General features: G+C 61.4%; 21 protein-coding genes. 9 read left to right on the top strand and 12 right to left on the bottom strand.

The annotated features are described in order from the left end of the window. Genes hmgA through GV035_RS01870 form a run of 3 tightly spaced genes read right to left on the bottom strand, consistent with a single transcriptional unit; the run spans nucleotide 1 to nucleotide 3,265 of the window. A complete protein-coding gene (gene hmgA, locus GV035_RS01880) occupies nucleotides 1-1,329 on the bottom strand; it encodes a homogentisate 1,2-dioxygenase (protein WP_159832860.1) in 1,329 nt (442 codons plus the stop codon). A gap of 27 nt (nucleotides 1,330-1,356) precedes the next feature. Then, a complete protein-coding gene (locus tag GV035_RS01875; protein WP_159832858.1) occupies nucleotides 1,357-1,563 on the bottom strand; it encodes a DUF2783 domain-containing protein in 207 nt (68 codons plus the stop codon). Nucleotides 1,564-1,570: 7 nt separating this feature from the next. Continuing rightward, nucleotides 1,571-3,265 carry an FAD-dependent oxidoreductase gene (locus tag GV035_RS01870; protein ID WP_159832856.1) on the bottom strand — a complete coding sequence of 565 codons (1,695 nt, stop codon included), beginning with the start codon at nucleotides 3,263-3,265 and terminating at the stop codon, nucleotides 1,571-1,573. A gap of 259 nt (nucleotides 3,266-3,524) precedes the next feature. Between GV035_RS01870 and GV035_RS01865 the strand changes: the two genes are divergently transcribed. The 6 genes from GV035_RS01865 to GV035_RS01840 all read left to right on the top strand — a co-directional run bounded on the left by GV035_RS01865 (nucleotide 3,525) and on the right by GV035_RS01840 (nucleotide 8,712). Continuing rightward, nucleotides 3,525-4,259: a PadR family transcriptional regulator gene (locus tag GV035_RS01865; protein WP_159832854.1), complete on the top strand. Its 735-nt coding sequence runs from the start codon at nucleotides 3,525-3,527 to the stop codon at nucleotides 4,257-4,259. 12 nt (nucleotides 4,260-4,271) lie between these two features. Continuing rightward, a complete protein-coding gene (locus tag GV035_RS01860; protein WP_159832852.1) occupies nucleotides 4,272-5,108 on the top strand; it encodes a siderophore-interacting protein in 837 nt (278 codons plus the stop codon). A gap of 61 nt (nucleotides 5,109-5,169) precedes the next feature. Beyond that, nucleotides 5,170-6,432 (top strand): LysR family transcriptional regulator, encoded by a 1,263-nt coding sequence (locus GV035_RS01855; RefSeq protein WP_159832850.1) that lies wholly within the window; start codon nucleotides 5,170-5,172, stop codon nucleotides 6,430-6,432. 59 nt (nucleotides 6,433-6,491) lie between these two features. Beyond that, nucleotides 6,492-7,322, top strand: a complete 831-nt coding sequence (locus GV035_RS01850; RefSeq protein WP_159832848.1) for an alpha/beta fold hydrolase — start codon at nucleotides 6,492-6,494, stop codon at nucleotides 7,320-7,322. Between the two features lie 108 nt (nucleotides 7,323-7,430). Continuing rightward, nucleotides 7,431-7,850: a hypothetical protein gene (locus tag GV035_RS01845; protein ID WP_159832846.1), complete on the top strand. Its 420-nt coding sequence runs from the start codon at nucleotides 7,431-7,433 to the stop codon at nucleotides 7,848-7,850. 133 nt (nucleotides 7,851-7,983) lie between these two features. Next, nucleotides 7,984-8,712, top strand: coding sequence for a DeoR/GlpR family DNA-binding transcription regulator (locus GV035_RS01840; protein WP_159832844.1), 729 nt, complete (start codon nucleotides 7,984-7,986; stop codon nucleotides 8,710-8,712). Nucleotides 8,713-8,752: 40 nt separating this feature from the next. Here GV035_RS01840 and GV035_RS01835 read toward each other — a convergent pair whose 3' ends face one another. The 9 genes from GV035_RS01835 to GV035_RS01795 all read right to left on the bottom strand — a co-directional run bounded on the left by GV035_RS01835 (nucleotide 8,753) and on the right by GV035_RS01795 (nucleotide 19,140). Then, nucleotides 8,753-9,772, bottom strand: a complete 1,020-nt coding sequence (locus tag GV035_RS01835) for an ABC transporter permease (protein WP_236572527.1) — start codon at nucleotides 9,770-9,772, stop codon at nucleotides 8,753-8,755. Between the two features lie 38 nt (nucleotides 9,773-9,810). Then, a complete protein-coding gene (locus tag GV035_RS01830; RefSeq protein WP_159832840.1) occupies nucleotides 9,811-11,340 on the bottom strand; it encodes a sugar ABC transporter ATP-binding protein in 1,530 nt (509 codons plus the stop codon). Between the two features lie 57 nt (nucleotides 11,341-11,397). Next, on the bottom strand, nucleotides 11,398-12,402 hold the full coding sequence (locus tag GV035_RS01825; RefSeq protein ID WP_159832838.1) for an autoinducer 2 ABC transporter substrate-binding protein: 1,005 nt from the start codon (nucleotides 12,400-12,402) through the stop codon (nucleotides 11,398-11,400). Between the two features lie 65 nt (nucleotides 12,403-12,467). Next, entirely contained in the window at nucleotides 12,468-13,511 is a 1,044-nt protein-coding gene (locus GV035_RS01820) for an ABC transporter permease (protein ID WP_159832836.1), read from the bottom strand. Further along, nucleotides 13,508-14,443 carry a ribokinase gene (gene rbsK, locus GV035_RS01815; protein WP_159832834.1) on the bottom strand — a complete coding sequence of 312 codons (936 nt, stop codon included), beginning with the start codon at nucleotides 14,441-14,443 and terminating at the stop codon, nucleotides 13,508-13,510. Before rbsK ends, GV035_RS01820 begins: the two co-directional genes overlap by 4 nt. Continuing rightward, nucleotides 14,440-14,913: an RbsD/FucU family protein gene (locus tag GV035_RS01810; protein ID WP_159834915.1), complete on the bottom strand. Its 474-nt coding sequence runs from the start codon at nucleotides 14,911-14,913 to the stop codon at nucleotides 14,440-14,442. The genes rbsK and GV035_RS01810 overlap by 4 nt, the downstream gene beginning before the upstream one ends. 75 nt (nucleotides 14,914-14,988) lie before the next feature. Next, nucleotides 14,989-17,379, bottom strand: coding sequence for an aldehyde dehydrogenase family protein (locus tag GV035_RS01805; protein WP_159832832.1), 2,391 nt, complete (start codon nucleotides 17,377-17,379; stop codon nucleotides 14,989-14,991). Between the two features lie 37 nt (nucleotides 17,380-17,416). Further along, a complete protein-coding gene (gene deoC / locus GV035_RS01800) occupies nucleotides 17,417-18,424 on the bottom strand; it encodes a deoxyribose-phosphate aldolase (RefSeq protein ID WP_159832830.1) in 1,008 nt (335 codons plus the stop codon). A 173-nt stretch (nucleotides 18,425-18,597) separates the two neighbouring features. Further along, complete coding sequence (locus GV035_RS01795) at nucleotides 18,598-19,140, bottom strand: DUF4142 domain-containing protein (protein ID WP_159832828.1); 543 nt, start codon at nucleotides 19,138-19,140, stop codon at nucleotides 18,598-18,600. Between the two features lie 381 nt (nucleotides 19,141-19,521). Between GV035_RS01795 and GV035_RS01790 the strand changes: the two genes are divergently transcribed. From GV035_RS01790 to GV035_RS01780, 3 genes are read left to right on the top strand one after another with little or no spacing between them, the layout of a single operon-like run. Beyond that, a complete protein-coding gene (locus GV035_RS01790; RefSeq protein WP_159832826.1) occupies nucleotides 19,522-19,995 on the top strand; it encodes a DUF3141 domain-containing protein in 474 nt (157 codons plus the stop codon). A gap of 39 nt (nucleotides 19,996-20,034) precedes the next feature. Then, nucleotides 20,035-20,973, top strand: coding sequence for a phosphate acetyltransferase (locus GV035_RS01785; protein ID WP_159832825.1), 939 nt, complete (start codon nucleotides 20,035-20,037; stop codon nucleotides 20,971-20,973). 4 nt (nucleotides 20,974-20,977) lie between these two features. Beyond that, a complete protein-coding gene (locus GV035_RS01780) occupies nucleotides 20,978-22,192 on the top strand; it encodes an acetate/propionate family kinase (protein ID WP_159832824.1) in 1,215 nt (404 codons plus the stop codon). Nucleotides 22,193-22,233 lie beyond the last annotated feature (41 nt).

Below are 22,233 nucleotides of genomic sequence, written 5' to 3'. Positions count from 1 at the left end.
TTACTGTTCCTTCGCGAAGTTGTTTTTCAGTCCCTGCCAGCACTCGAAATATTCCGCCTGCAATTCCGAGGTCTTGAGCGCGTACCCGGTCGGACGAATGACGAGCGGTGTTTCGAACATGAACGCCATCGTGTCGCCGACCTTGTGCGGTTTGCTGGTATCGCTGTCGGAAGCCTTGCGGAACGTGTCGGCGTCGGGACCATGGCCCGACATGCAGTTGTGCAGGCTCGCGCCGCCCGGCACGAAACCTTCCTCTTTCGCGTCGTACGCGCCGTGAATCAGGCCCATGAATTCGCTCGCGACATTGCGATGGAACCACGGCGGACGGAACGTGTTCTCGCCGACGAGCCAGCGCGGCGGGAAGATCACGAAGTCGAGCGCGTGGACGCCTTCGGTGTCGCTCGGCGATTGCAGCACGAGAAAAATCGACGGATCGGGATGATCGAAGCTGATCGAGCCGATGGTATTGAAGCGCCGAAGGTCGTATTTGTACGGCGCATAGTTGCCGTGCCAGGCGACGACATCGAGCGGCGAATGGTCGATGTCCGCGCGCCAGAGATGGCCGCCGAACTTCGCGACGAGTTCGAAGTCGCCCTCGCGATCCTCGAACGCGGCGACAGGCGTCAGAAAATCGCGCGGATTTGCAAGGCCATTCGCGCCAATCGGCCCCAAGTCGGGCAATTCGAGCAACGCGCCGAAGTTCTCGCAGACATAGCCGCGCGCACGGCCGTCGGGCAGCGCGACCGTGAAGCGCACGCCGCGCGGAATCACCGCGATTTCCTGCGGTTCGACATCGAGCACGCCGAGTTCGGTCGCGAGCGTGAGGCGTCCTTCTTGCGGCACGATGAGCAGTTCGCCATCGGCCGAATAGAAGAAGCGGTTCTGCATCGAGCGCGTCGCGGCGTACAGATGGACCGCGCAGCCGGCCATCGACGACGCCGAGCCGTTGCCGGCCATCGTAATCAGCGAATCGACGAAATCGACCGGCGCGTCCGGAAACGGCAGCGGATTCCAGCGCAACTGGTCGGGCGGCGTTTTTGGCACGGTCGAAAAGTCGCCGACGAGGCGATCGTTTTCGATTGCGCTGAACGGACGATGCACCGCCGCCGGCCGGATGCGATACAGCCACGAGCGCCGATTGTGCGCGCGCGGCGCGGTGAACGCGGTGCCGGACAACTGCTCGGCGTAGAGCCCTTTCGCCACGCGCTGCGGCGAATTGCGTCCGACGGGCAGCGCGTCCGCGACGGCCTCCGTGGCGAACTCATTGCCGAAGCCCGATTGGTAAGCCGCGCCCGGCGCGAGCGTCAGGCCGTGATGGGTATCAGACATGATCGTTCCGTTGAGTGGATGTTCGGTTCACTGAATGCTGGTCACACCTGAACGCGCCTTGGCGAAGGCTTCGATGAGCACGTCCATGTCGCCGATATGGTTGGCGAGCAGCAGCACGAGCTTGGCGTTGACCATCTGGCTGTCGGCATCGGAAAGGCCGTTGTGGGTGTCGATCAGACGCTCGTAGAAGGCGTCCATGTCCGCGATATTGGGTTCGAGAATCAGGTGGCTCATGGTCCGCTCATCCGTTCAGTTGGGCGTTGCAGGTGGCGCGGTTCACGGCCGCGGAAATCGAGGCGACGTCGAGCGCACGCCAGCGTGCGCAGACATGCTGGTCCGGGCGCACGAGGTAGAAGGTGCCGGGACGCGCATCGAAGCGATGCGTGACGATGCCTTCGACATCCCCGACCACTTTCACGTCGGCCATCGGCGGAACGTTCACGCCACGCGGCGCGACGATCAGCGGACGCACCGCCACGGGCAGATGCGCGAGCGCCGCGAGCCGCTCGGCCGTCTCACCGATGTCGTCATGCAGGCCGCAGAAATAGACGCCTCTGAAATCGCCCCCGGACAGTTGATGCAGGAACCACGCGTCCTTCCCTTCCGCGACGACGGGCGCATCCGTGCAGACGGAGCCCGGCACCATGGCGCAGGAGAATGAATCGGCGGGATCGTCGGGTGTGTTGAGCGGCGAGTTCGACAGCACCGCCGGCACCGACAAACGTCCGCTGTTCACGATGCGCCGTGCAAACGCGCAATCCTTCGCGAGCTTGAGCGTCGCATCGCGAAAGAGCCGCGACACCGCGCTTTTGGGCGTGATGAAATCCGTGGCGCGGGTCGAGTTGAGGATGTTTTCATCGGCGGCGAATTCGCGCTCGGACGCGTACGTGTCGAGCAGCGCGGACGGCGCGTCGCCGTTGACGACGAGCCGCAGCTTCCAGGCGAGATTGTCGGCATCCTGGACGCCGCTATTGGCGCCTCGCGCACCGAACGGCGACACGCCGTGCGCGGAATCGCCCGCGAAGAGCACGCGCTCGTGACGGAACGAATCCATGCGCAGACACGAGAACGTATAGACGCTCAGCCATTCCAGTTCGAATTCGACGTCCTCGCCCAGCAGCGCCTTCACGCGCGGAATCACGCGCTCGGGCGCTTTCTCCGCGACGGGGTCCGCGTCCCAGCCGAGCTGGAAGTCGATGCGCCAGACGTTATCCGGCTGCCGGTGCAGCAGCACCGACTGGTTGCGGTGAAACGGCGGATCGAACCAGAACCAGCGTTCGGTCGGAAACGATGCCTTCATCTTCACATCGGCGATCAGGAAGCGGTCCTTGAACGTACGGCCTCGGCTGTCCAGACCGAGCAGATTGCGCAGGGCACTGCGGGCGCCATCGGCCGCGACGACATATCGCGCGCAGAGCGGATAGGTGCCGTCAGGCGTCTCGATCTGCAACTGCACATGATCGTCGCGCTGCGTCAGGCCCGCGACGCTGCTCTTCCAGCGAATCTGCAGGTTGTCGAGCTGCATGGCGCGCTCTGCGAGGTAGCCCTCGACGTAGTACTGCTGAAGGTTGATGAACGCGGGTCGCGCATGGCCCGTTTCCGGCAGCAGATTGAACGTGTAGATCAGTTCGTCCTGAAGAAACACCTTGCCGACGTTCCAGCTCACGCCTTTTTCCACCATGCGTTCGCCGCAGCCGAGGCGATCGAATATTTCGAGCGTGCGCTTGGCGAAGCAGATGGCGCGCGAGCCGGAGGACAGCGTGTCGTCGTTATCGACGAGCACGACCTTGACGCCTTGTTGCGCGAGATCGATCGCGGTCGAGAGCCCGACCGGCCCCGCTCCGACGATCACGACCGGATGCACCGCGCCCGATGGCGCGTCGAGTTCGGCCGGCCGCAAGTAGTCGAACCGCAACTTCTGATAATCGATCTGCATGGCGCGTCTCCTGACAATTTCAATTTATCTATAGCAACGTCGCTTGCTATACGTGAATTGATGTCATTGTAGGGCGTGGCTGCGGGTTGAGAAGCTGTGTTAACCCTAGTGTGTCGGTGGGACGCTTGCTGCCCTTGTGGAGCAGGACAGCGCGCGGTGGCGCGCATCGCGAGGCTCAAGAAGGCGAGCGACGTCCCTTGACAGACACTCTTACGATATATATCTTTAGATATGTTTTACGACATAACGGAGTAATGTCATGAGATCACGTTGTTTTCACGGCGGCCGCACCGACGGCTCGCGCGCCTTCGGGTCCGACTTTGCGTTCGATGCGCTGGAGCATCTGGATCGCCTTGCCTGGCGCGGCTGGGGCATGATCGGCCGCCATCGGCATGGCGGCGGCGGGCGCTTTGGCGGAGGATTTGGCGGCGGCATGGGGGGATTCGGCGGCCCGGATGACATGGGCGGTATGCCGCGCGGTCGCAAGTTTTCGTCCGACGACCTGCAATTGCTTTTGCTTGCCATGCTGGCCGAGGCGCCGCGTCACGGTTATGAACTCATCAAGGCGCTTGCCGACCGCTCGAACGGCTTTTACGCGCCGAGCCCCGGCATGGTGTATCCGGCCCTCACGTATCTAGAAGAGTTGGGCTATGCGACCGTCGAAATGGAAGGCAATCGCAAGCGATACGCGCTATCGGATGCGGGCCGGGAGTATCTCGCCGCTAATCGCGAACGCGTCGATCTGATGCTTGCGAAGCTTTTGCATTTTGCACGCAAGATGGATCTGGTGCGTCGAGCGTATGCAGGCGAAGAGACAGACGAGAATGCCGGCGACGACGCCTGGGTGCCCGAACTCATCGCCGCCCGACGCGCGCTGAAACGGGCGTTACTGCTGCGCACCGATGCATCGCCGGAAGAGCAGCGCAAAATCGCCGCCATTCTTGCGCGCGCGACGGCTGAAATCGAACAGGACAACGCGTCGAAGCAGGCGTAAAGGAGCGACAGGATGAGCGATTCCCCGGTCAAGGAACAGGGCCGCGCCGATCTGGAAGTCACGCGCGTGCGTCACGCGCTGAAGTTCCGCATGCTGCAGGTCAAGCGGGTACAGCCGATGAACCCGCATTTTGTATGCATCACACTCACGGGCGAGGCCCTCGCCGACTTCGAAACCGCCTCCTTCGACGACCACGTGAAGGTCTTCTTCCCGCACGCGGGCGAAACCATGCCTGTGACCCCACAGGCCGGCCCGGACGGCCCGGTGTTCGACCCAGACAAGCCGAGAGCCATCGCGCGCGACTTCACACCGCGGCGCTTCAACCGGGCGGCGCGCGAATTGGATATTGAATTCGCGCTTCACGACGCCGGCCCGGCGGCCGCATGGGCAGCGAAGGCGGCGCCCGGCCAGTATCTCGGCATCGGCGGGCCGCGCGGCTCGTTCGTCATTCCTGCGGGTTTCGACTGGCATCTGCTGATTGGCGACGAAACCGCCCTGCCCGCCATCGCACGCCGCCTGGAAGAGCTTCCGCCCGGGACGCGCGTGGCGACGCTGCTCGAAGTCGCCGATCCCTCCGCACGCATCGAATTCAATACGCAGGCCGATCTCTACGCGCAGTGGTGCTACCGCAGCGAGTCGGCGTATCCGGGCGGCGACCTGTTGCTCGCGTTGCGCGGAACCTATCTGCCCGAAGGCGACGGCTACGTGTGGGCCGCAGGCGAAGCCGCACTCATGCGCGCAGTGCGCCAGTTGTTATGTAACGAGCGCGGCATCGACAAGCGGCGCATCCGTGCGTCCGCGTATTGGAAGCGCGGCGAGCAAGGCGTGCATGGGACGATCGAAGACTAAGCAGACCACGACCGACGCCCCGATAAATTAAACTGATGACTCCGCCTCTCTCAGCGAAGTCATGGACAACCGCGAACTGCTCAACCTGGCTTATCTGCGCGCTTTCAGGCTGGTTGCTCAGACGGGAAGCGCCACGCGCGCTGCGGCTGCGTTGTTTCGCGCGCAGTCCGCTGTCACGCGGTCACTACAGGAACTGGAAGCGGCGGTAGGCGAGACGTTGCTCGAACGTCGGCCATCGGGGATGTTGCCGACGCCGGCGGGCCGAGCCGTTCTTCTTCGTTGCGAACGGATCTTCACGGAACTCGAAGCACTCGCGCAGTGGTGCACGGCACGGCAGTCACGTCGACGTTCCGCTAACGGCAACGCGTTGCCCGCTTTTCTGCTCAATACGCGGCGACTTCAGTTGTTCTCGGCTTTGGCACGTCATCGGCATATGCCGAGCGCCGCGCAGACGCTCGGCATTAGTCAGCCAGCCGTCAGCAGCGCGATTCGCATCATGGAGACGGGTGCGGGTATGCAATTGTTTTATCGCAGCCCGCGCGGCTTGCTGTTGACGAGCGAGGGCGAGACGTTCGTGCTTCACGTGCGCCGCGCACTCAACGAGTTGCGCCACATTCCCGACGATGTTGCGGCATTGCGCGGCACCATTCAGGGCTACGTGACTGTCGGCGCACTGCCGCTCGGCAGAACGCTGATTCTTCCGGGCGCTATCGCGCGCGTGGCCTCGCAGTATCCCGGCGTTCGTATCGCCACGGATGAAAGCGCCTATGAACCGCTCGTCGCGGGCTTGCGGGCCGGCGATATCGACTTCGTGCTCGGCGCGCTAAGACACAACGATGCGTCGAGCGGGCTCACGAACGAGCGCCTGATGTCGGAAGACATGGTGGTCATTGCGCGGCGCGATCATCCGCTCGCGGATACGGAGGGCTTGACGCTCAGGGAGTTGAGTGCGGCACAGTGGGTTTTGCCGCGCAGTCACGCGCCCGCACGCGGCATGTTCGAAGCCCAGTTCAAGCGGCTCAAGCTCAAACCGCCCATGCCGACTGTCGAGACCGCGGACCTTGCCGTGATTCGCGGCTTACTCACTCACACCGATATGCTGGCCGTCGTATCGGCTCAGCAGTTGCACTACGAATGCGAGGCGAGACAACTCGTCGTGCTCGATATCGCGATGCAGAACACACGGCGCGATATCGGACTGACGTTGCGTGCGGGCAGCACGCCTTCCCCCGCTGCCCGGGCGCTAATCGATGCGATTCGTTTGACAGTCGATCAATTCGCGCATTCCGCCGGCGTCGCGAAGGCGACAAAGCATAGGGCGTGAAGCAGTGGTCTGGTACTCTTGAAGGCAGACTCTGATTCGTTGTGCGACATCCCAAGGCCATGAACGACGCAACAAACGCTATCGACGCAGTGCAGTATGCGCAAATTGCGGGCGGCGCCTGTCCGCTATCCATCGAATATCAATGGATCAATCCCGGGCTTAAAGACACACCTATAGCACTGTTCCTGCACGAAGGGCTCGGTTCCATCGCGCTATGGAAAGACTGGCCGCAATCGCTATGTGATCGGCTGAATTGCCGTGGCCTCGTGTATTCGCGTCCAGGCTATGGACGATCCACGCCGCGTCGCGCAGACGAACACTGGGCGGCTGATTTCCTGCATCATCAAGCGCAGGTCGTGCTTCCTGCGCTGCTCGAAGCCATCGGCGTTAGTCAAAGCGAACGCGCACGCATGTGGGTGATCGGGCATAGCGACGGCGGCTCGATCGCTTTGCTCTATGCGAGCGCCTACCCTGACGCTTTAGCCGGGCTGGCCGTGCTTGCGCCGCATGTGTTCGTCGAGGCGATGACGGTCGAAGCGATCACGCAGGCGCGAGCCGCTTACGAGACCGGCGAGTTGCGCAAGCGCCTCAAGCCCTACCACGAGAACGTGGATTCCGCGTTCTACGGATGGAATGATGCATGGCTCGATCCAGCGTTCCGTCACTGGGATATCACGACGACGCTCGAATCGATCCGCCGGCCGCTGCTCGCCATTCAAGGCTGCGACGACGAATACGCATCCATGCAGCAGATCGACAAGATCAAAGCATCGGTTTCGCATGCGCAGCTCGTCAAGCTGCCGCGTTGCCGCCATTCGCCGCATCGCGACGCAACCGATGCAGTCAACGAAGCCATTGCGGCCTTCATTCAAACTCATCGTATTGCCTGAGTCATTTTTTCCGCCGATTCGTTTGCGGCTCGTTCCACTACCGGGCAAGTAATTAGCTAAGCATCCCAAGGCCAGAGCCATTCAGTTCGCGTCTAAAGGAGAACCGCCATGCTGCTCACCGATGAAGAACTCGCCCGTCTCGAAACCGTTGCGCCTTTCCTCCAAAGCGAAGCGCGCACATCGCTGGAATTTGAAGCCGACTACGAAATCACGATGGAACTCGCGGAGCATCTTCAGCCCGGCCTACGCGTGCGCGCACCCGCCGCAACGGCAGCCGCAGCCGCGCTTGCCGCGCCTCCCTATCCTATCGACTTGTTCGTCGGCCTTCCGCTAAACGAGTTGCGCGCGCTGGCGCATGCCGACGACAGGCAGCGCGATAACGCCATCGCCCGATTCGGCGCAACCTTCTCGCCTCGCCTGTTGCGTGCCATTGCAAAGATGACGCCGAACGAAATCGACCTCGATGCAGGCGTGCAAAGCGAAGCCGGCACGCTTGCAGTGATGCTCGAAGAGAACGAAAGCGCGTAAGCGGAACGCCGGTCCGTATTTACCCGCGAACGATACGCAAGGCGCCATCCGACGCGCCTTGCGTTGTTATAATCTTATCAACGCAAGACTAGAAGCTAACACTTCGGCGACGGCTTTACAGCACTGCAAAGAGATGGCCAAGAGCGACCGCCTGCGCACGCTTTCGAGCGCACTAGAAAAACAAAACGTGATGCGTCTGCGCGATGCCGCCGCGCTGCTCGGTGTTTCTGAAATGACCGTGCGCCGTGACGTGGCCGCCAATCCCGGGCAGTTCACTTACTTGGGCGGTTATATCGTGAGTGCGGCCGATGTGCCGAATGCCGCAGGCTACACGATCGAAGAAGAGAAGGACCACTTCGCGCAAGCGAAGGCCATTGCGTCGAGTCACGCAGCGCGCTTGCTCGCGAATAACGAAACCGTCTTTATCGACTGCGGCACGACCTTGACGACGCTGGCACGCCAGATTCCCGCGCACATGCATTTGACGGTCGTGTGCTACTCGCTGAACGTCGCCGAGATTTTGCGGCGCAAGCCGAACGTCCGCATGATTCTGCTTGGCGGCGTCTACGTGCCGTCGTCCGAATCGTTCGCCAGCGATGAAAGCGTCGAAACGCTGAGACGCATGGGAATCAACAAAGCGTTCATGTCAGCCGGCGGCGTCGACGAAGTACGTGGCGTGACTTGCTGGAACTTTCACGAAGTCGCCATCAAGCAGGCAGCCATGGCTAGCGCCGTCGAGCGGCATCTAGTGGTCGATGAAAGCAAGTTCGGCAAGGTGAAGGCCGTGCGCTTCTCGCAGATTGCGGACTTTGATTCGGTCATCACCGAGGAAGGGCAACGGCCCACGCACCCACGCGATTAGGCCGACTGTCAGTAGCACTCCGACCAGCGTCAATACGCTGTCATTGCCTGCGTCCCAAGGCAAACAGCGTCCCTGCAAGCAGGATGAACGCGCCAATAATGACCTTCTGCCAAGTGCTCGGGACACCCACGAGAATCAGCACGCTATTGATCAGCGTCACGAGCACGACACCGAGCAGCGTGCCGATCACGGTTCCGGTGCCGCCGGTAATGCGCGCGCCGCCGAGAATCACTGCGGCAATGACATCGAGTTCCGTGCCCACGAGATCGAACGGATTGGCGAGCCGGTTCGTCGATACATGCAGAATGCCCGCGACGCCAGCAAGCAGACCCGTGTAGCCGAACACGAAGAGATGAATGGCGCGCAGGTTATAGCCCAGGCGTTCGGCGATGACGAGACTGCCGCCCATCGCATAGACGCCTCGGCCCATCATCGTTCGATTGAGCAGCCACCACGTGACGATTGCCGCGATCACGAGCGCCAGCACCGATACCGGCAGCACCGCGCGCAAGCCATCGGCGGTGTGATAGTAGAAAAGCGGCAAGCGCCCGAATACATCCATGCTGCGCGGAATGTTCATGAAGAACTGCGTGCCGACGAACGTCAGCAGCAGTCCGCGAAACAGATACTGCGTGCCGATGGTCACGATCAGCGAAGGCGCCTTTAGGCGATGCACCAGCATGCCGTTAATGACGCCGAGCAGCACACCACCGAGTGCGCCCGCTAGCACGATGAGCGCGAACGGGCAGTCGGGCCACCAGGCAAAGACCGCTTTGGTGATCGAATACATCGTCAAAGCGGCAATGGCGGTGAACGATACGTCGATCCCGCCCGACGCCAGCACGACGAGCGTACCGAGTGCAAAGAGCGACACGGTCGTCGCGGAATGCAGCATGTCGAACAGCGTGGCGAACTGGAAGAAGCGCGGGTTCAGGCTGCCCACGATCAAACAGGTGACCACGATCAGGCCAACCGTGAACCACTCCGGCTTGCGCATCAGTTGCGCATAGAGACTTCCCTTGCGCACTTGCGGCGCGACGGTGCTCACTGCTTGCGGCATCGTCTCGCTTGCGGTGCCGCGAATGGATTCGCTCATGCTCATGCTGCCTCGGAAAGTAGCGCGTGATAAAGATCAGCCTCGCTCAGGCCATCGGCGCGATATTCGCCAGCCAGGCGGCCTTTCTTCATCATCAATATGCGGTCGCAGTTTTGCAGCAACTCGGGCAAATCATCGCTAATGAGAATGATGCCGATGCCCTCTTTGGACAGCCGCTGCATGATGCGATAGATGATGTCCTTGGAGCCCACGTCCACGCCCACCGTCGGCCCGTGAAGAATCAACACGCGCGGATTGATCGCGAGCCAGCGCCCGATCAGCACGCGTTGCTGATTCCCGCCGGAAAGCGATTGCACCGGCTTATCGACATCGGGCGTGGCGATCTGCAAGTCCTTGACGGTGCGCTCGGCCAACGCTTGCGCGCGCTTGCGATCGATCTGTCCGATGCGGTCGCGCAAGCTCGCGATCATCGCGGTCACGACGTTATCGCGAATCGGCTTGTCGAGAAAAAGCCCTTCGTTCAGGCGGTCTTCAGGCACATAGCCGATGCGTTGCGTCCTGGCATCCGCGGGCGTTTGCAGGCGGACACGCATGCCGTCGAGTGTCACGACGCCGCTATCCGCAGGCGCCACGCCGGCAAGCGCGCGCGCCAGTTCATTGCGGCCCGAATCGAGCAGGCCCGTGACGCCGAGTATCTCGCCTTCATGCAAGGCGAACGATACATCGGCGAACTGGCCCTTGCGGCCGAGTTCCTTTACGTCGAGCACGACTTTCGATTCACGCGCCTCGCCTCCTTCGCGATAGCGGTCGGTCGAAAGATGCTTGCCGGTCATGAGTTCGCTGATCTGCGCTTTCGTATAGTTTTCGATCGGACCTTGCGCCATTTTCTGACCGTCACGCAGCACGATGACTTCACCGCCAATTGCATAGCATTCGTCCAGCTTATGGCTCACGAAAAGCACAGCGACGCCTTGCGCGCGCAGCCTGCCCAGCACCGCTATGAGATTGTCCACTTCTTTCTGCGTGAGCGAAGTGGTGGGCTCGTCCATGATGACGAACTTCGCCTCGCTCGCAATGGCGCGGGCAATGGCAACCAGTTGGCGTGTCGCCAGGGGCAATTGCTCGACTAGCGTCTTCTGGAAATCCGCGTCGCCGGGTAAGCCAACCGCTTCCAGCGCGCGTGCCGCCGTTGATGCTAATGCGCGCCGGTCGAACGTGCGGGCGAGCTTGCCGGCGTGCTCCGCCAGTTCGGAAGTCAATGCGACGTTCTCGGCGACGCTCATATTGGGTAGCAGCGACAAGTCCTGATAAACCGTCTCGATGCCGGCGGACAATGCCTCGAGCGGCGAGAGCCGCGCATGACGCGCGCCTTCCATCACAAGCTCGCCCTCGTCCGGCGGCTGCGCACCCGAGATTATCTTGATGAGCGTGCTTTTGCCACAGCCATTCTCACCGAGCAGGTGATAGATCTGCCCGCGCTGAAACGCGAGGCTCACGCCACGCAGCGCATAGACGCCGGTAAAGCGTTTATGAATGTCGACGACTTCGAGGAGCGGTGTTTCTTTGGTCATGGCGTATCGATCCGGGCGGCGCGCGCCTTTGTAGGCCGCGCGCCGCTAAGCCTCACATCAGAACGGGTATTGCTTGTAATTCGTCTTGTCGACATCCACCCAGCCGGTGCCGCGAACGATCACGCCCTTGCCCGGACCTTTGCTGACCGTGACCTTGTTATAGCCGGTGATACCGAGGTCTGCGCCGTTCTGCACCGTCTTGCCCTCGATGAGCATCTGAGCCACCTTGTTCATCGCAATACCGGCGAGCTTCGGGTCCCAGAAAGCAATGCCATTGATTGCGCCGCTCTCGAGGAACTTGCCCGCTTCGGTCGGCAGACCCGTGCCGTACACGCAGATCTTGCCGACCTTGCCGGCCTCTTCGACCGCGCGTCCAATGCCGATCACATCCAGCGACGACGAGCCCTGGAAGCCGGTCAGGTCCGGATGCTTGCGCAGCACTTCCTTAGCCACCTGATACGCGCGTTCGCCGTCGTTGTTCGTTTCGAGCTTCGGCTCGACGAGATCCATCTTCGGATATTTGGCCTTGGCGTTGCCAATGCCGCCGTCGGCCCACTGAACCTGCGAGCGGCTGCCGAGAGAGCCCACCAGCACCGCCCACTTGCCCTGCTGCCCCATGCACTTCGCAAGACGTTCGTTCAGGCCCGCGCCGTATGCGGTGTTGTCGAACGCTTCGATATCGACCATCGTGTTCTTTGCGTTGTCGGCTTCATGCGTGACCACCTTGATGCCGCGATCCATTGCCTTTTTGAGCGCGGGCTCGAGAGTCGGCGGGTCATACGGAACCACTGCAATGGCAGTGACTTTCTTGGCGATCAGATCTTCAATGATCTTCAATTGCTGGGCGGCATCCGCGCGGCCGGGCCCGGTCTGATAGACGTTGATGTTCGGGTTCTCCTTGCCGAACTCCTTGACGCCATCATCCATGCGATTGAACCAGTTGATGCCCGTCACTTTAACCACCGTGACGATGGTCTCGTTCGTCGCGGCTTGCGCCGCCATGATCGCGCCTGCAGCAAGCGCAATCGCCGTGAGCGCGGTGCCGAAAGTCTTGAGCTTCATCGTGTTGTCTCCTTTATGTTTCGAATGTCGTTCGATGGTCTTTTGAAGCAAGCACACAGCATGATTCAACGTCCCGTGGATGCGGGCGGCGGTGGAACTTTGGATGTGGGCCGGGCTCCGCCGATGCCAAATATCGCGCGCACGCGTTCTCCGCCCGCGAAGGCGAGCGACGCAAGCAACAGAAAACCCCACGCGCAATCGCCGAAAAACTGCGAGACGCCAAGCAGATTGAAAAGACTCGACAGGAACTGAAGGACAGTCGCCGCGAGAAACACACAGACAATGCGTCCATAGCCGCCTGCGGGATTCACGCCGCCCATCACCGCAATCAGGATCGCGATCAGAAGATAAGAGTTGCCGTAGTCCCATTTGGCGCTCGACGTATGCGTCGCGCTGATGAGGCCCGCTAGCGATGCCAGCACGCCGCACATGCCATAAGTCAGAATCAGCATGCGCGCGCGCGGAATGCCCGCATAGAACGCGGCCTTGGGATTCGTGCCCATCAAATAGAGCCGCAGACCGAATGGTGTGCGCTTGAGCACCCAGCCGAGCACGAGCACCGCCGCGATGAAGATCCAGAGAGAAATCGGCACTTGAAGGAACGTACCGTTGCCAATATTCGACAGCGGATCGACATATTCGACGCGCACCGATGCGCCGTTGCTGAGCACGACGGCAATGCCCGTAAAAAGCAATTGCGTGCCGAGCGTGCAGAGAATCGGCGTCAGTCTGAGCTTTGCAATCACCACGCCGTTGAGCAGCCCGCCGAGCAAACCCATTGCCACGACGATGCATACGAATACCGCGGTATAGAGCGCGGGGGAATCGTCGGCGGAAACCATGTGCGGCAGAAGCATGGCCGCTGCCATTCCAGACAGGTTCGCAAGCCCGACGCCCGATAAGTCAATACCGCCATTGCCTGAAACCATGGAAAGCATGATGCCGAGCGCAAGCAAGCCGAGTTCTGGCAATTGGCCGCCCATCGACTGAAGGTTGTCGATGTCGAGAAACTGACCGTGCGAAAGCCACGTCGCGACGATCACCACCAGCACATTCACGCCGACAAGAAAATTGAACTGGCGGTCAGCGAGCCACTTCGACGCTTTCATAGCGTCACGCTCCTTTCGCGCAACAACGCATTGATTTCATCGAGGCGAGGCATCGAGGGCGCAGTCCCTGGCCGCGTCACCGAGAGACTTGCCAATGCACATGCGAAGCGCACTGCATCGAGGGCGCTATCGCCGCGCGCGAGTGCCGCCGCGAAGCCGCCGGTGAAGCCATCGCCCGCGCCTGCGGTTTCGACCACGCGCCCGCATTCGAACGCGGGAACGAGCACGGATTCATGTGCGCCATGCAAGAGCGCGCCTGCCTCGCCTAAGGTAATGATCGCCGTGCGTGCGCCTTTGTTCAGTAACACGTCGGCCGCGCGGCGCGCATCGTCGACAGAGTTGACCGCGATACCGGTCAATGCCGCCGCTTCCGTTTCGTTAGGCGTGATGTAGTCGCAAAGCGGGAAGATGTCGTCGTCGAGCGTCAAGGCAGGCGCGGGATTAAACACAGTCGTCACGCCGTGCTTACGCGCGAGTTCGAGCCCGCGTTTCGCGGCGGGAAGCGGCTGCTCCAGTTGCGTGACAAATACGGCCGCGCGCGCAATGTCGCCTTCGATGGCATCGACGTCATCGGGACCGAGCGTGCCAGCCGCGCCGGACGCGACAATGATCGCGTTGCTGCCGGTATTCTCATCCACATAAATATGCGCGGCGCCGGTCGCGATACCGTCTGTCACGCTTGCTCGCGACGTGATGCCTTCGGCTTCCCAGGTCGCTTGCGCGATCTTGCCGAATGCGTCGTTGCCAATGCGCGTGCAAAAGACGACGTCGGCGCCCGCGCGGGCGGCGGCGACGGCCTGATTCGAACCCTTGCCGCCCGGTCCCATTGCGAACGCCGAGCCGGCGACTGTCTCGCCGAGCAACGGCATGCGCGCTGCGCGAAAAGCGAGGTCCGTCACATAGATGCCGAGAATGACGACGCTGCCATTCATTGCGCGTCTCCTTGCGGCGCATCCGGCGCGAGTTGCACGCCCTTCTTGAAGATGAAACAGCCATAGCCGCGCGTCTCGCCGGTCCTGATCACGCAATAGGCTTTCTTCGCGCGCTCATAGAAGGCAAAGCGTTCGATTGGCGCGAACGCCAAATCACGGCCTTCTGCCTGATCGACTTCGCGTTGCGCTTCACGCTGCACGGCCGGCAAGGCTGTTGCATCGCCGACGACTTCCATCCGGCCTGCGGGATCGTCCACGAACGTATCCAGCGGCATGACCGACAGCACGGCGCGCACGACACGCGGCGCATTGGCGCCATCGATACGCAGGAGCTTGCCTAGCACAGTTTGGCGAGCCACCGAATCGCCGGGAAAATTAGCGTCGCAAATGACGACTTCGTCGCCATGTCCCATCGCGGCAAGCGCGTAGAGAATGTCGGCGTTCAGAAGCGGATCGATGTTCTTCAGCACAGCGTCTCCTCCATGCATGGCGCGTCTCGTTCCGAGATCTGCGCCGTTGAACCTGAAGCTTGTCAGTGCCGTGAATCAATCTCCATACGGCACCCAGATATTCTTCACTTGCACGGCTTGCCGCAAGAAGGGCAAACCTTCACTCGATGCATCATGCCAGTCGAACAGGCGCCCATGATCCACGAACGTACGCTTGAGATTGCCGACCGATTCGCGCTCTGCCATGGCCGAAAGCGCGGCGCCATTGAAGCACCAGAGCGCATCGACATCGTCGTGCTGCGCAAGCGTTTTCGCAAGCGCATGGGCGTCGCCTGTGACGATGTTGAGCGCACCGCCCGGCACGTCGGAGGTATCCGCGATCTGGTAGAAGTCGGTCGCCATGAGCGGACAGGCCGCGCCGGGCACCGCCACCACGGTATTTCCAAACGCAAGCGCGGGTGCAATCAACGAGATGAACCCAAGCAACGGAGCTTCGTCAGGACACACCACGCCGATCACGCCGAGCGGCTCGTGCATCGCGAGCGCGACGCCATGCAGCGGCGGCGCATGCACGGCGCCATCGAACTTGTCGGCCCACGCTGCATAGGTGAATAAGCGCGCAATCGACGCATCGACTTCACGTTTTGCATCGCGTTCATTCGAACCTGCACGCGCAATGAGTTGGCGCGCGAATTCGTCGGCTCGTGCACTCAAATTTTCTGCGAGGTAATAGAGGACCTGCGCACGGTTGTGTGCGCTCGCAGCCGCCCATTTCGTCATGCCGCGCGCCGCAGCGACCGCATTGCGAATGTCCTTGCGATTCCCCTCCGCCACTTCACCGACGATCTCGCCCGACGGCGCGCGAACGAGCCGCGAATAGCCGCTATCGGGCCGCGTCTGCTTGCCGCCGATAAAGAGCTTGGCCGTGCGGTCGATTGCACTGACGATCGCGGTATCGGTCAGCGATTCCGGCTCGGCGGGCCGCGCGCCTGCTTGGTCACGCATCGGCAGCGTGGACCATGCGCGCGGCTTCAGATATTCGCAGATGCCCTCACGTCCGCCCTCGCGTCCAAAGCCGGATTCGCGATAGCCGCCGAAGCCCACCGCTGCATCGAACAGATTCGTCGCATTGATCCATACGACACCGCATTGCAAGCGCGGCGCGACGTCCAGGGCGCGGCTGATGTTTTCGCTCCAGAGGCTCGCCGCGAGGCCATAGCGCGTGTTGTTCGCCAGCGCGACGGCTTCGTCGGGCGTCCGAAAGCTCATTGAAACGAGCACAGGTCCGAAGATTTCTTCTTGCGCCAAAGTCGAAGACGGTGCGACGTTGGTCACGAGTGTCGGTGCAAAGAACGCCCCGCCTTCGGGCAGCGTCAGACGCGATGGCTGATGGATTTCGCAGCCTTCGCTCTCACCCTTGGCGACCAGTGCGCGGATACGTTCGAGCTGGACGTCATCGACAATGGCGCTCATGTCGACGCCCTTGTCCAGCGACGGCCCGACGCGCAGCGTTTCCATGCGGCGCTTGAGCTTTTCGATGAAGCGCGCTTCGATACCTTCCTGCACGAGCAAACGCGAACCCGCGCAGCACACTTGACCTTGATTGAACCAGATCGCATCGACCACGCCTTCGACTGCGGAGTCGATATCGGCATCGTCGAATACGATGAAGGGCGACTTGCCGCCCAATTCCAGCGTAAGCGATTTGCCCGAGCCAGCGGTCGTTGCGCGAATCTGGCGCCCCACTTCAGTGGAGCCTGTGAAAGCAATCTTCGCGACGCGCGGATGTTCGACGAGCGCGGCGCCCGTGCGGCCATCGCCCGTTACGACGTTCAGCACGCCTTTGGGCAAGCCGGCGCGATGCGCCAGCTCTGCAAAGAGCAATGCCGTCAGCGACGTATATTCCGCCGGCTTGAGCACGACGCAATTTCCGAGCGCAAGTGCGGGCGCGATCTTCCAGGCGAGCATCAGCAACGGAAAATTCCACGGCACGATCTGGCCGATCACACCGAGCGGCGCCCAGTCCGCGAACTCGCGTTCCTGCAACTGCGCCCAGCCCGCATGATGCAGAAAATGCCTTGAAACAAGGGGGATATCGATGTCTCGCGATTCGCGAATCGGCTTGCCGTTGTCGAGCGATTCGAGCACGGCAAAGAGGCGGCTATGCCTTTGCACCATGCGCGAGAGCGCATACAGATGCCGCGCGCGGCCCGCACCGCCGATGCCTTGCCATGATTGCAGCGCGTCATGCGCGGCTTGCACGGCGGCGTCGACATCGGCGCTTGCACCTTGCGCAATGGACGCGAGCACGCGGCCCGTAGCCGGTTCGCGCGAATCGAAGCGAAGGTCGTCCGCTCCATCGCGCCATGCGCCGTTGATGAAATGACCGAAGCGGCCGGCGTGTTGATCGAGCCATGCGCGCACGGCGCGATCGTCTTCCGGTGCGGGTCCGTATTCCATCGAAGAAAAGTATTCGGCTACGCTCATGAGGCTTTAGTTTGAAGTGGCTTTATTCAGGCGACGCTCACGCGACCGGGTGACGATTGAACGCCGAATAGCGCCCGCTCACGTGATGCTCCAATTGCCGCTCGATATCGGCAAGCAGACTCGACGCCCCAATGCGGAACAAGTCCGCTTCGAGCCATTCGCGCCCCAGCTCTTCCTTCATAAGAATCTGATACTGGAGAACCGACTTCGCCGTGGACACGCCGCCCGCAGGCTTGAAGCCGATTGCCACGCCAGTGCGCGTCAGATATTCGCGAATCATGCGCACCATCACGAGCGAGACATCCAGCGTCGCATTGACGCCTTCCTTCCCCGTGGATGTCTTGATGAAATCGGCGCCTGCCATCATGCAGATCATCGACGCTTTAGCGATGTTGGACAGCGTGCGTATGTCGCCCGTGCCGAGAATCGCCTTGACGTGCGCCTCGCCGCAAGCCGCGCGAAAGTCGCGCATTTCGTTATAGAGGGCTTGCCAGTTTCCGGTCAGCACATGTTCGCGCGTGACCACGATATCGATTTCTCTAGCGCCGTCCGCAACCGATGCTTCGATTTCGCGCAGCTTTAGCCCATGCGGATTCAAACCTGCGGGAAATCCAGTGGAAACGGCCGCGACGGGAATGCCGCTACCGCCCAAGGCGTCGACCGCAGTCTTGACGAAGCGGTGATAGACGCACACTGCGCCCGTCGTGATCGGCTGATCCGACATGCCGAGTGCGTCGAGCAAATCTTCGCGCAGCGGGCGGCATGCCTTGGCGCAGAGACGTTGAACGCGCGCCGCGGTGTCATCGCCGCTTAACGTCGTGAGGTCAATGCAGGTAATCGCTTTGAGCAGCCACGCCGCTTGCGCGTCTTTCTTGACGGAGCGACGCAAGCCGAAACTCAATGCCCGGCGTTCGACTGCGGATTGATTCACGCGCAGCCCATCGAGCCATGCGAGATCGAAAGGTACGCCGGGATTGCGCGCACTGATGGCCGACTGAGTCCTTCCGGGCCACGCGACGATGGACTTCGATGCGGTTTCCAGCATGAGATCGTTTGGCTGTGCTCTTGCGCGACGCACAACAGCTTTGTGATAAGTTGATCTCAGTTTATAGCATCGTTGTTACGATCGTAACATAGGGAAAGTGCGGAGACGGGACGTCTATTGATGCCCTCGTCGTTCAATGTGCTTTGAAGCAGTCCCGTGAGATGCGAGGGCATTCACTTCTTGATTGCAGCGTCCGTTTGCTTCGCAAGCTGAAGGTGTTCGCGCAAAGTCGCGACTCCGTCGCCGGCAAGCGCCCGCACGTCTTCATCGCTCGCATGAACCGCCTGATCGCTGAAGACCTTGATATCGGACTCGTGGTCGGAGACATTGTGCTTCATGAACATGCTGTCGAACGCATGGCCGCTCAGAGGCTTGAGCGCGATGTAAGTCGCGCGCTGAGTAACAGTGAGTTTGTCGGGCAAGCGGTAACCTTTCTGTTTCGCCAGAGCGACGATGCGGTCATCCATCGCCTGATGATCCTGAATCATGCGTTTGGCGAACGCCTGCACCGCTGCATCATGCGAGGTTTTCAGCGCAAGCTGGCAAGTCTCTATTTCCGCGCGGCCATCCTGCAGCGCATCGCCGAGAAACCTCTCGGCGTTGTCGCTGGTCGCCGCTTGTGACAGCGGAGCCGACGCTGCGATCAATGCAAATATCGTTGCGCGAAAGACGTTGTAGATATGGTGCCTGCTGGCGCGGGTAATGTTTCGGCGCATCTCGCTTTCTCCTGTGAAGCCTCATGAATTGCGCTTACGCTACCGCATCAACATAAGGCACACGAACCGAGCAAGATGCGTTCCGGGGCGCGGCTGCGTTCAGGCGAGAAAAGCACGCTTAGGCGCCGCGCGCACGTTATCGCGCTTCTAGGAAGTGTAGGTTAGCGACGAGGGTGACTGTGTTACCCATCCCTCGGGACAACGGGGCTGACGAGCCGAGGTAACGACTTGCCAATCAACCAGCGATGCACTAATAGAGACCATTGGACCGACGAGTAAATCCGAGCGCATTTCTTCTTTGCTGAGTTCGGAAAAAGGTATATATGCAACAGACAGGAAATGACAGACTTTCGGCCCCCCTCTTATCGCGAGGTTCACGCCATGGACGCAGCAAACGCGTCGTCGCGCAGACGGAAGATCGACGCGAAGCTTGCGCGCATCTCGAACAGACATATCGAAAGGGCGCAGGAGCATTTGACCGATGGGAAGCAGGCTGCACTCGGCAAAAGCAGTTGCGCCGCGCCCGAAATGAACCCGCATGTTCCGACTCTCTTGGACACCTGGTCCTGCGGACTAAACACGTTTCAGCGTTCGATCATCTTCCGGGATACGCTGCGCACGCGCGGCACCGCATTCTACGAAAGAAGCCGGCATGAACCGAAACCGATGCTGCACCTCGACTACGCGTTCGTCCTTAAAGGCCGCAAGTTCGAAAGGCCAGTTAATTACGCGCTTCTGAAGAACGCACAGCCCGACACAAGCGCAGCGGGCCACACTCGATCGCACCCGCGAGATCCTCACGGCGAAGCCCACGCGCAGCCGCATCGCCGCTTCGCTGGCATGGCCATGGTTTGACAAATATCGACTACGCTCGTCTTCTCGATGGGAGTCACGATGGAAAACAAACACGCGAAGTATCAACGGCTGATCGAGTTCTGCAAGGGCTTGCCTCCGATGCAAACGGCGGTCGCGCATCCGTGCGATTCGACTTCGATCCAGGGCGCTGTGGAAGCGGCGCGCATGGGGCTGATTGCACCAATACTGGTGGGTCCGAAAGACCGCATCGAAGCATCGGCCGAGCAAGCAGGCGTGCCCATTGCCGACTATCCGCTCGTCGATGCCGCGCACAGTCACGCCGCCGCAATAGCCGCCGTGCAGCTCGTGCGGGAAGGCAAGGCCGAAGCTCTGATGAAAGGCAGCCTGCATACCGACGAACTGATGAGCGCGGTCGTCAACCGCGAGTCGGGTTTGCGCACCGAACGGCGCATCAGCCACTGTTTCGTCATGGATGTGCCGCAGACCGAGCATGCGCTGATCGTCACCGACGCTGCAATCAATATCGCGCCGTCGCTCGACGTGAAGATGGACATCCTGCAAAACGCAATCGATCTGGGTCACGCGCTGCACTTCGAACAAGTCCGCGTCGCAATTCTGTCGGCGATGGAGACCGTGAATCCGAAAGTGCCTTCGACGATAGAAGCCGCCGCGCTGTGCAAGATGGTCGACAGGCACCAGGTAACGGGAGCGTTGGTAGACGGTCCTCTTGCGCTGGACAACGCGATCAATCTCGAAGCCGCGCGCATCAAGCAAATCGATTCGCAGGTGGCCGGGCGCGCCAACGTGCTGATGGTCCCCAACCTCGAAGCGGGCAACATGCTCGCGAAGAGTCTGTCGTTTCTGGCCCACGCGGACGCGGCGGGTATCGTGCTCGGCGCACGCGTGCCGATCATCCTGACGAGCCGCGCCGACGCCCTGCTGACGCGCCTCGCTTCATGCGCGGTAGCCGTTCTGGTGGCAGAAGCAATCCGCAAGCGCAATAACGTGTTGAGGTAGCGCCATGGCTGACGTCATTCTGGTCTTGAACGCGGGGTCGTCGAGCATCAAGTTCCGCGCCTTCGGCGTGGACGGTACGACGATGCATCTCGTATTGCGCGGACAGGTCGACGGACTCGGCACGGCGCCACGCTTTAGCGCCGTCGACAGCGCCGGCAACAAGACGAGCGACGACATGGGCGCCCATACTGGCCTCGATCACGAGGGCGCGATCGAGCACATCGGCGCTTTTCTGCGCAATCACGGTGAAGGGCATCGGCTTATCGCCGTGGGTCATCGTGTCGTGCATGGCGGTCAGACGTACGCCGGGCCGGTGCGAGTGACGCAAGCGGTGCTCGACGAATTGGAAGCACTGGTGCCGCTTGCTCCGTTGCATCAACCGCACAACCTGAGTCCGATCCGCATCATCGCGCGAACTCGCCCGGAGTTGCCGCAAGTGGCCTGCTTCGATACGGCGTTTCATCGCTCGGCGCCGGAAGTCGCGCAAGCCTACGCACTGCCGGCCTTCATCGCGGAGAAGGGCGTGCGCCGTTATGGCTTTCACGGTCTGTCGTACGAGTACATCGCAAGCGTGCTGCCGCGCATGGCGCCCGCCGCAGCAACGGGCCGCACGGTCGTTGCGCATCTGGGCAACGGCGCGAGCATGTGCGCGATGGTAGGCGGCAAGAGCATCGCGAGCACGATGGGTTTCACCGCTGTCGACGGCCTGCCGATGGGCACGCGTTGCGGCAATCTCGACCCCGGCGTGATCCTCTACCTGATGTCCGCACTGGAGATGGAGAAGCAGGACATCGAAGATCTGATCTACCGGCAATCGGGTCTGCTCGGCGTATCGGGCATTTCGAGCGACATGCGCGCACTGCTCGCAAGCGAGGCGCCGCGCGCACGCTTCGCCATCGACCTCCACACGTACCGCATCGCTCGCGAACTCGGCTCTCTCGTAGCCGCGATGCAGGGCATCGACGCACTCGTTTTCACGGCCGGCGTGGGCGAGAACGCCAGCATCATCCGCGAGCGCGTCGTGCGCGATGCCGCGTGGCTCGGAATGGAACTCGATCATGCCGCAAACGTCTCGGGCGGACCCTGCATCAGCACGGCGTCGAGCAAGGCGTCGGTCTGGGTGATACCGACCGACGAAGAACTCATGATCGGCCAGCATACCCTCGCGGCCATCAACGCAACGGCGTCATCCGGTGACACCGCGCCTCTGCCTGCCTGAAGCACATGCGGTGATGCCGGTGGCATCGGAGACCAATGAAA

This window comes from Burkholderia sp. 8Y, assembly GCF_902506145.1.
Taxonomy (GTDB): Bacteria; Pseudomonadota; Gammaproteobacteria; order Burkholderiales; family Burkholderiaceae; genus Caballeronia.
Note: the sequence above shows the minus strand (reverse complement) of the source record. Positions and strands in the feature narration are given on the sequence as shown.

Bases quoted from the DNA above. Each gene is read 5' to 3' on its own strand.
- GV035_RS01855 (WP_159832850.1), top strand. From the start codon at position 5,170: ATGGACAACCGCGAACTGCTCAACCTGGCTTATCTGCGCGCTTTCAGG.
- GV035_RS01830 (WP_159832840.1), bottom strand. From the start codon at position 11,340: ATGACCAAAGAAACACCGCTCCTCGAAGTCGTCGACATTCATAAACGC.
- GV035_RS01820 (WP_159832836.1), bottom strand. From the start codon at position 13,511: ATGAAAGCGTCGAAGTGGCTCGCTGACCGCCAGTTCAATTTTCTTGTC.
- GV035_RS01875 (WP_159832858.1), bottom strand. From the start codon at position 1,563: ATGAGCCACCTGATTCTCGAACCCAATATCGCGGACATGGACGCCTTC.
- rbsK (WP_159832834.1), bottom strand. From the start codon at position 14,443: ATGAATGGCAGCGTCGTCATTCTCGGCATCTATGTGACGGACCTCGCT.
- GV035_RS01780 (WP_159832824.1), top strand. From the start codon at position 20,978: ATGGCTGACGTCATTCTGGTCTTGAACGCGGGGTCGTCGAGCATCAAG.
- GV035_RS01825 (WP_159832838.1), bottom strand. From the start codon at position 12,402: ATGAAGCTCAAGACTTTCGGCACCGCGCTCACGGCGATTGCGCTTGCT.
- GV035_RS01805 (WP_159832832.1), bottom strand. From the start codon at position 17,379: ATGAGCGTAGCCGAATACTTTTCTTCGATGGAATACGGACCCGCACCG.
- GV035_RS01845 (WP_159832846.1), top strand. From the start codon at position 7,431: ATGCTGCTCACCGATGAAGAACTCGCCCGTCTCGAAACCGTTGCGCCT.
- hmgA (WP_159832860.1), bottom strand. From the start codon at position 1,329: ATGTCTGATACCCATCACGGCCTGACGCTCGCGCCGGGCGCGGCTTAC.
- GV035_RS01865 (WP_159832854.1), top strand. From the start codon at position 3,525: ATGAGATCACGTTGTTTTCACGGCGGCCGCACCGACGGCTCGCGCGCC.
- GV035_RS01795 (WP_159832828.1), bottom strand. From the start codon at position 19,140: ATGCGCCGAAACATTACCCGCGCCAGCAGGCACCATATCTACAACGTC.
- GV035_RS01850 (WP_159832848.1), top strand. From the start codon at position 6,492: ATGAACGACGCAACAAACGCTATCGACGCAGTGCAGTATGCGCAAATT.
- GV035_RS01860 (WP_159832852.1), top strand. From the start codon at position 4,272: ATGAGCGATTCCCCGGTCAAGGAACAGGGCCGCGCCGATCTGGAAGTC.
- GV035_RS01840 (WP_159832844.1), top strand. From the start codon at position 7,984: ATGGCCAAGAGCGACCGCCTGCGCACGCTTTCGAGCGCACTAGAAAAA.
- GV035_RS01870 (WP_159832856.1), bottom strand. From the start codon at position 3,265: ATGCAGATCGATTATCAGAAGTTGCGGTTCGACTACTTGCGGCCGGCC.
- GV035_RS01835 (WP_236572527.1), bottom strand. From the start codon at position 9,772: ATGCCGCAAGCAGTGAGCACCGTCGCGCCGCAAGTGCGCAAGGGAAGT.
- deoC (WP_159832830.1), bottom strand. From the start codon at position 18,424: ATGCTGGAAACCGCATCGAAGTCCATCGTCGCGTGGCCCGGAAGGACT.
- GV035_RS01790 (WP_159832826.1), top strand. From the start codon at position 19,522: ATGGACGCAGCAAACGCGTCGTCGCGCAGACGGAAGATCGACGCGAAG.
- GV035_RS01785 (WP_159832825.1), top strand. From the start codon at position 20,035: ATGGAAAACAAACACGCGAAGTATCAACGGCTGATCGAGTTCTGCAAG.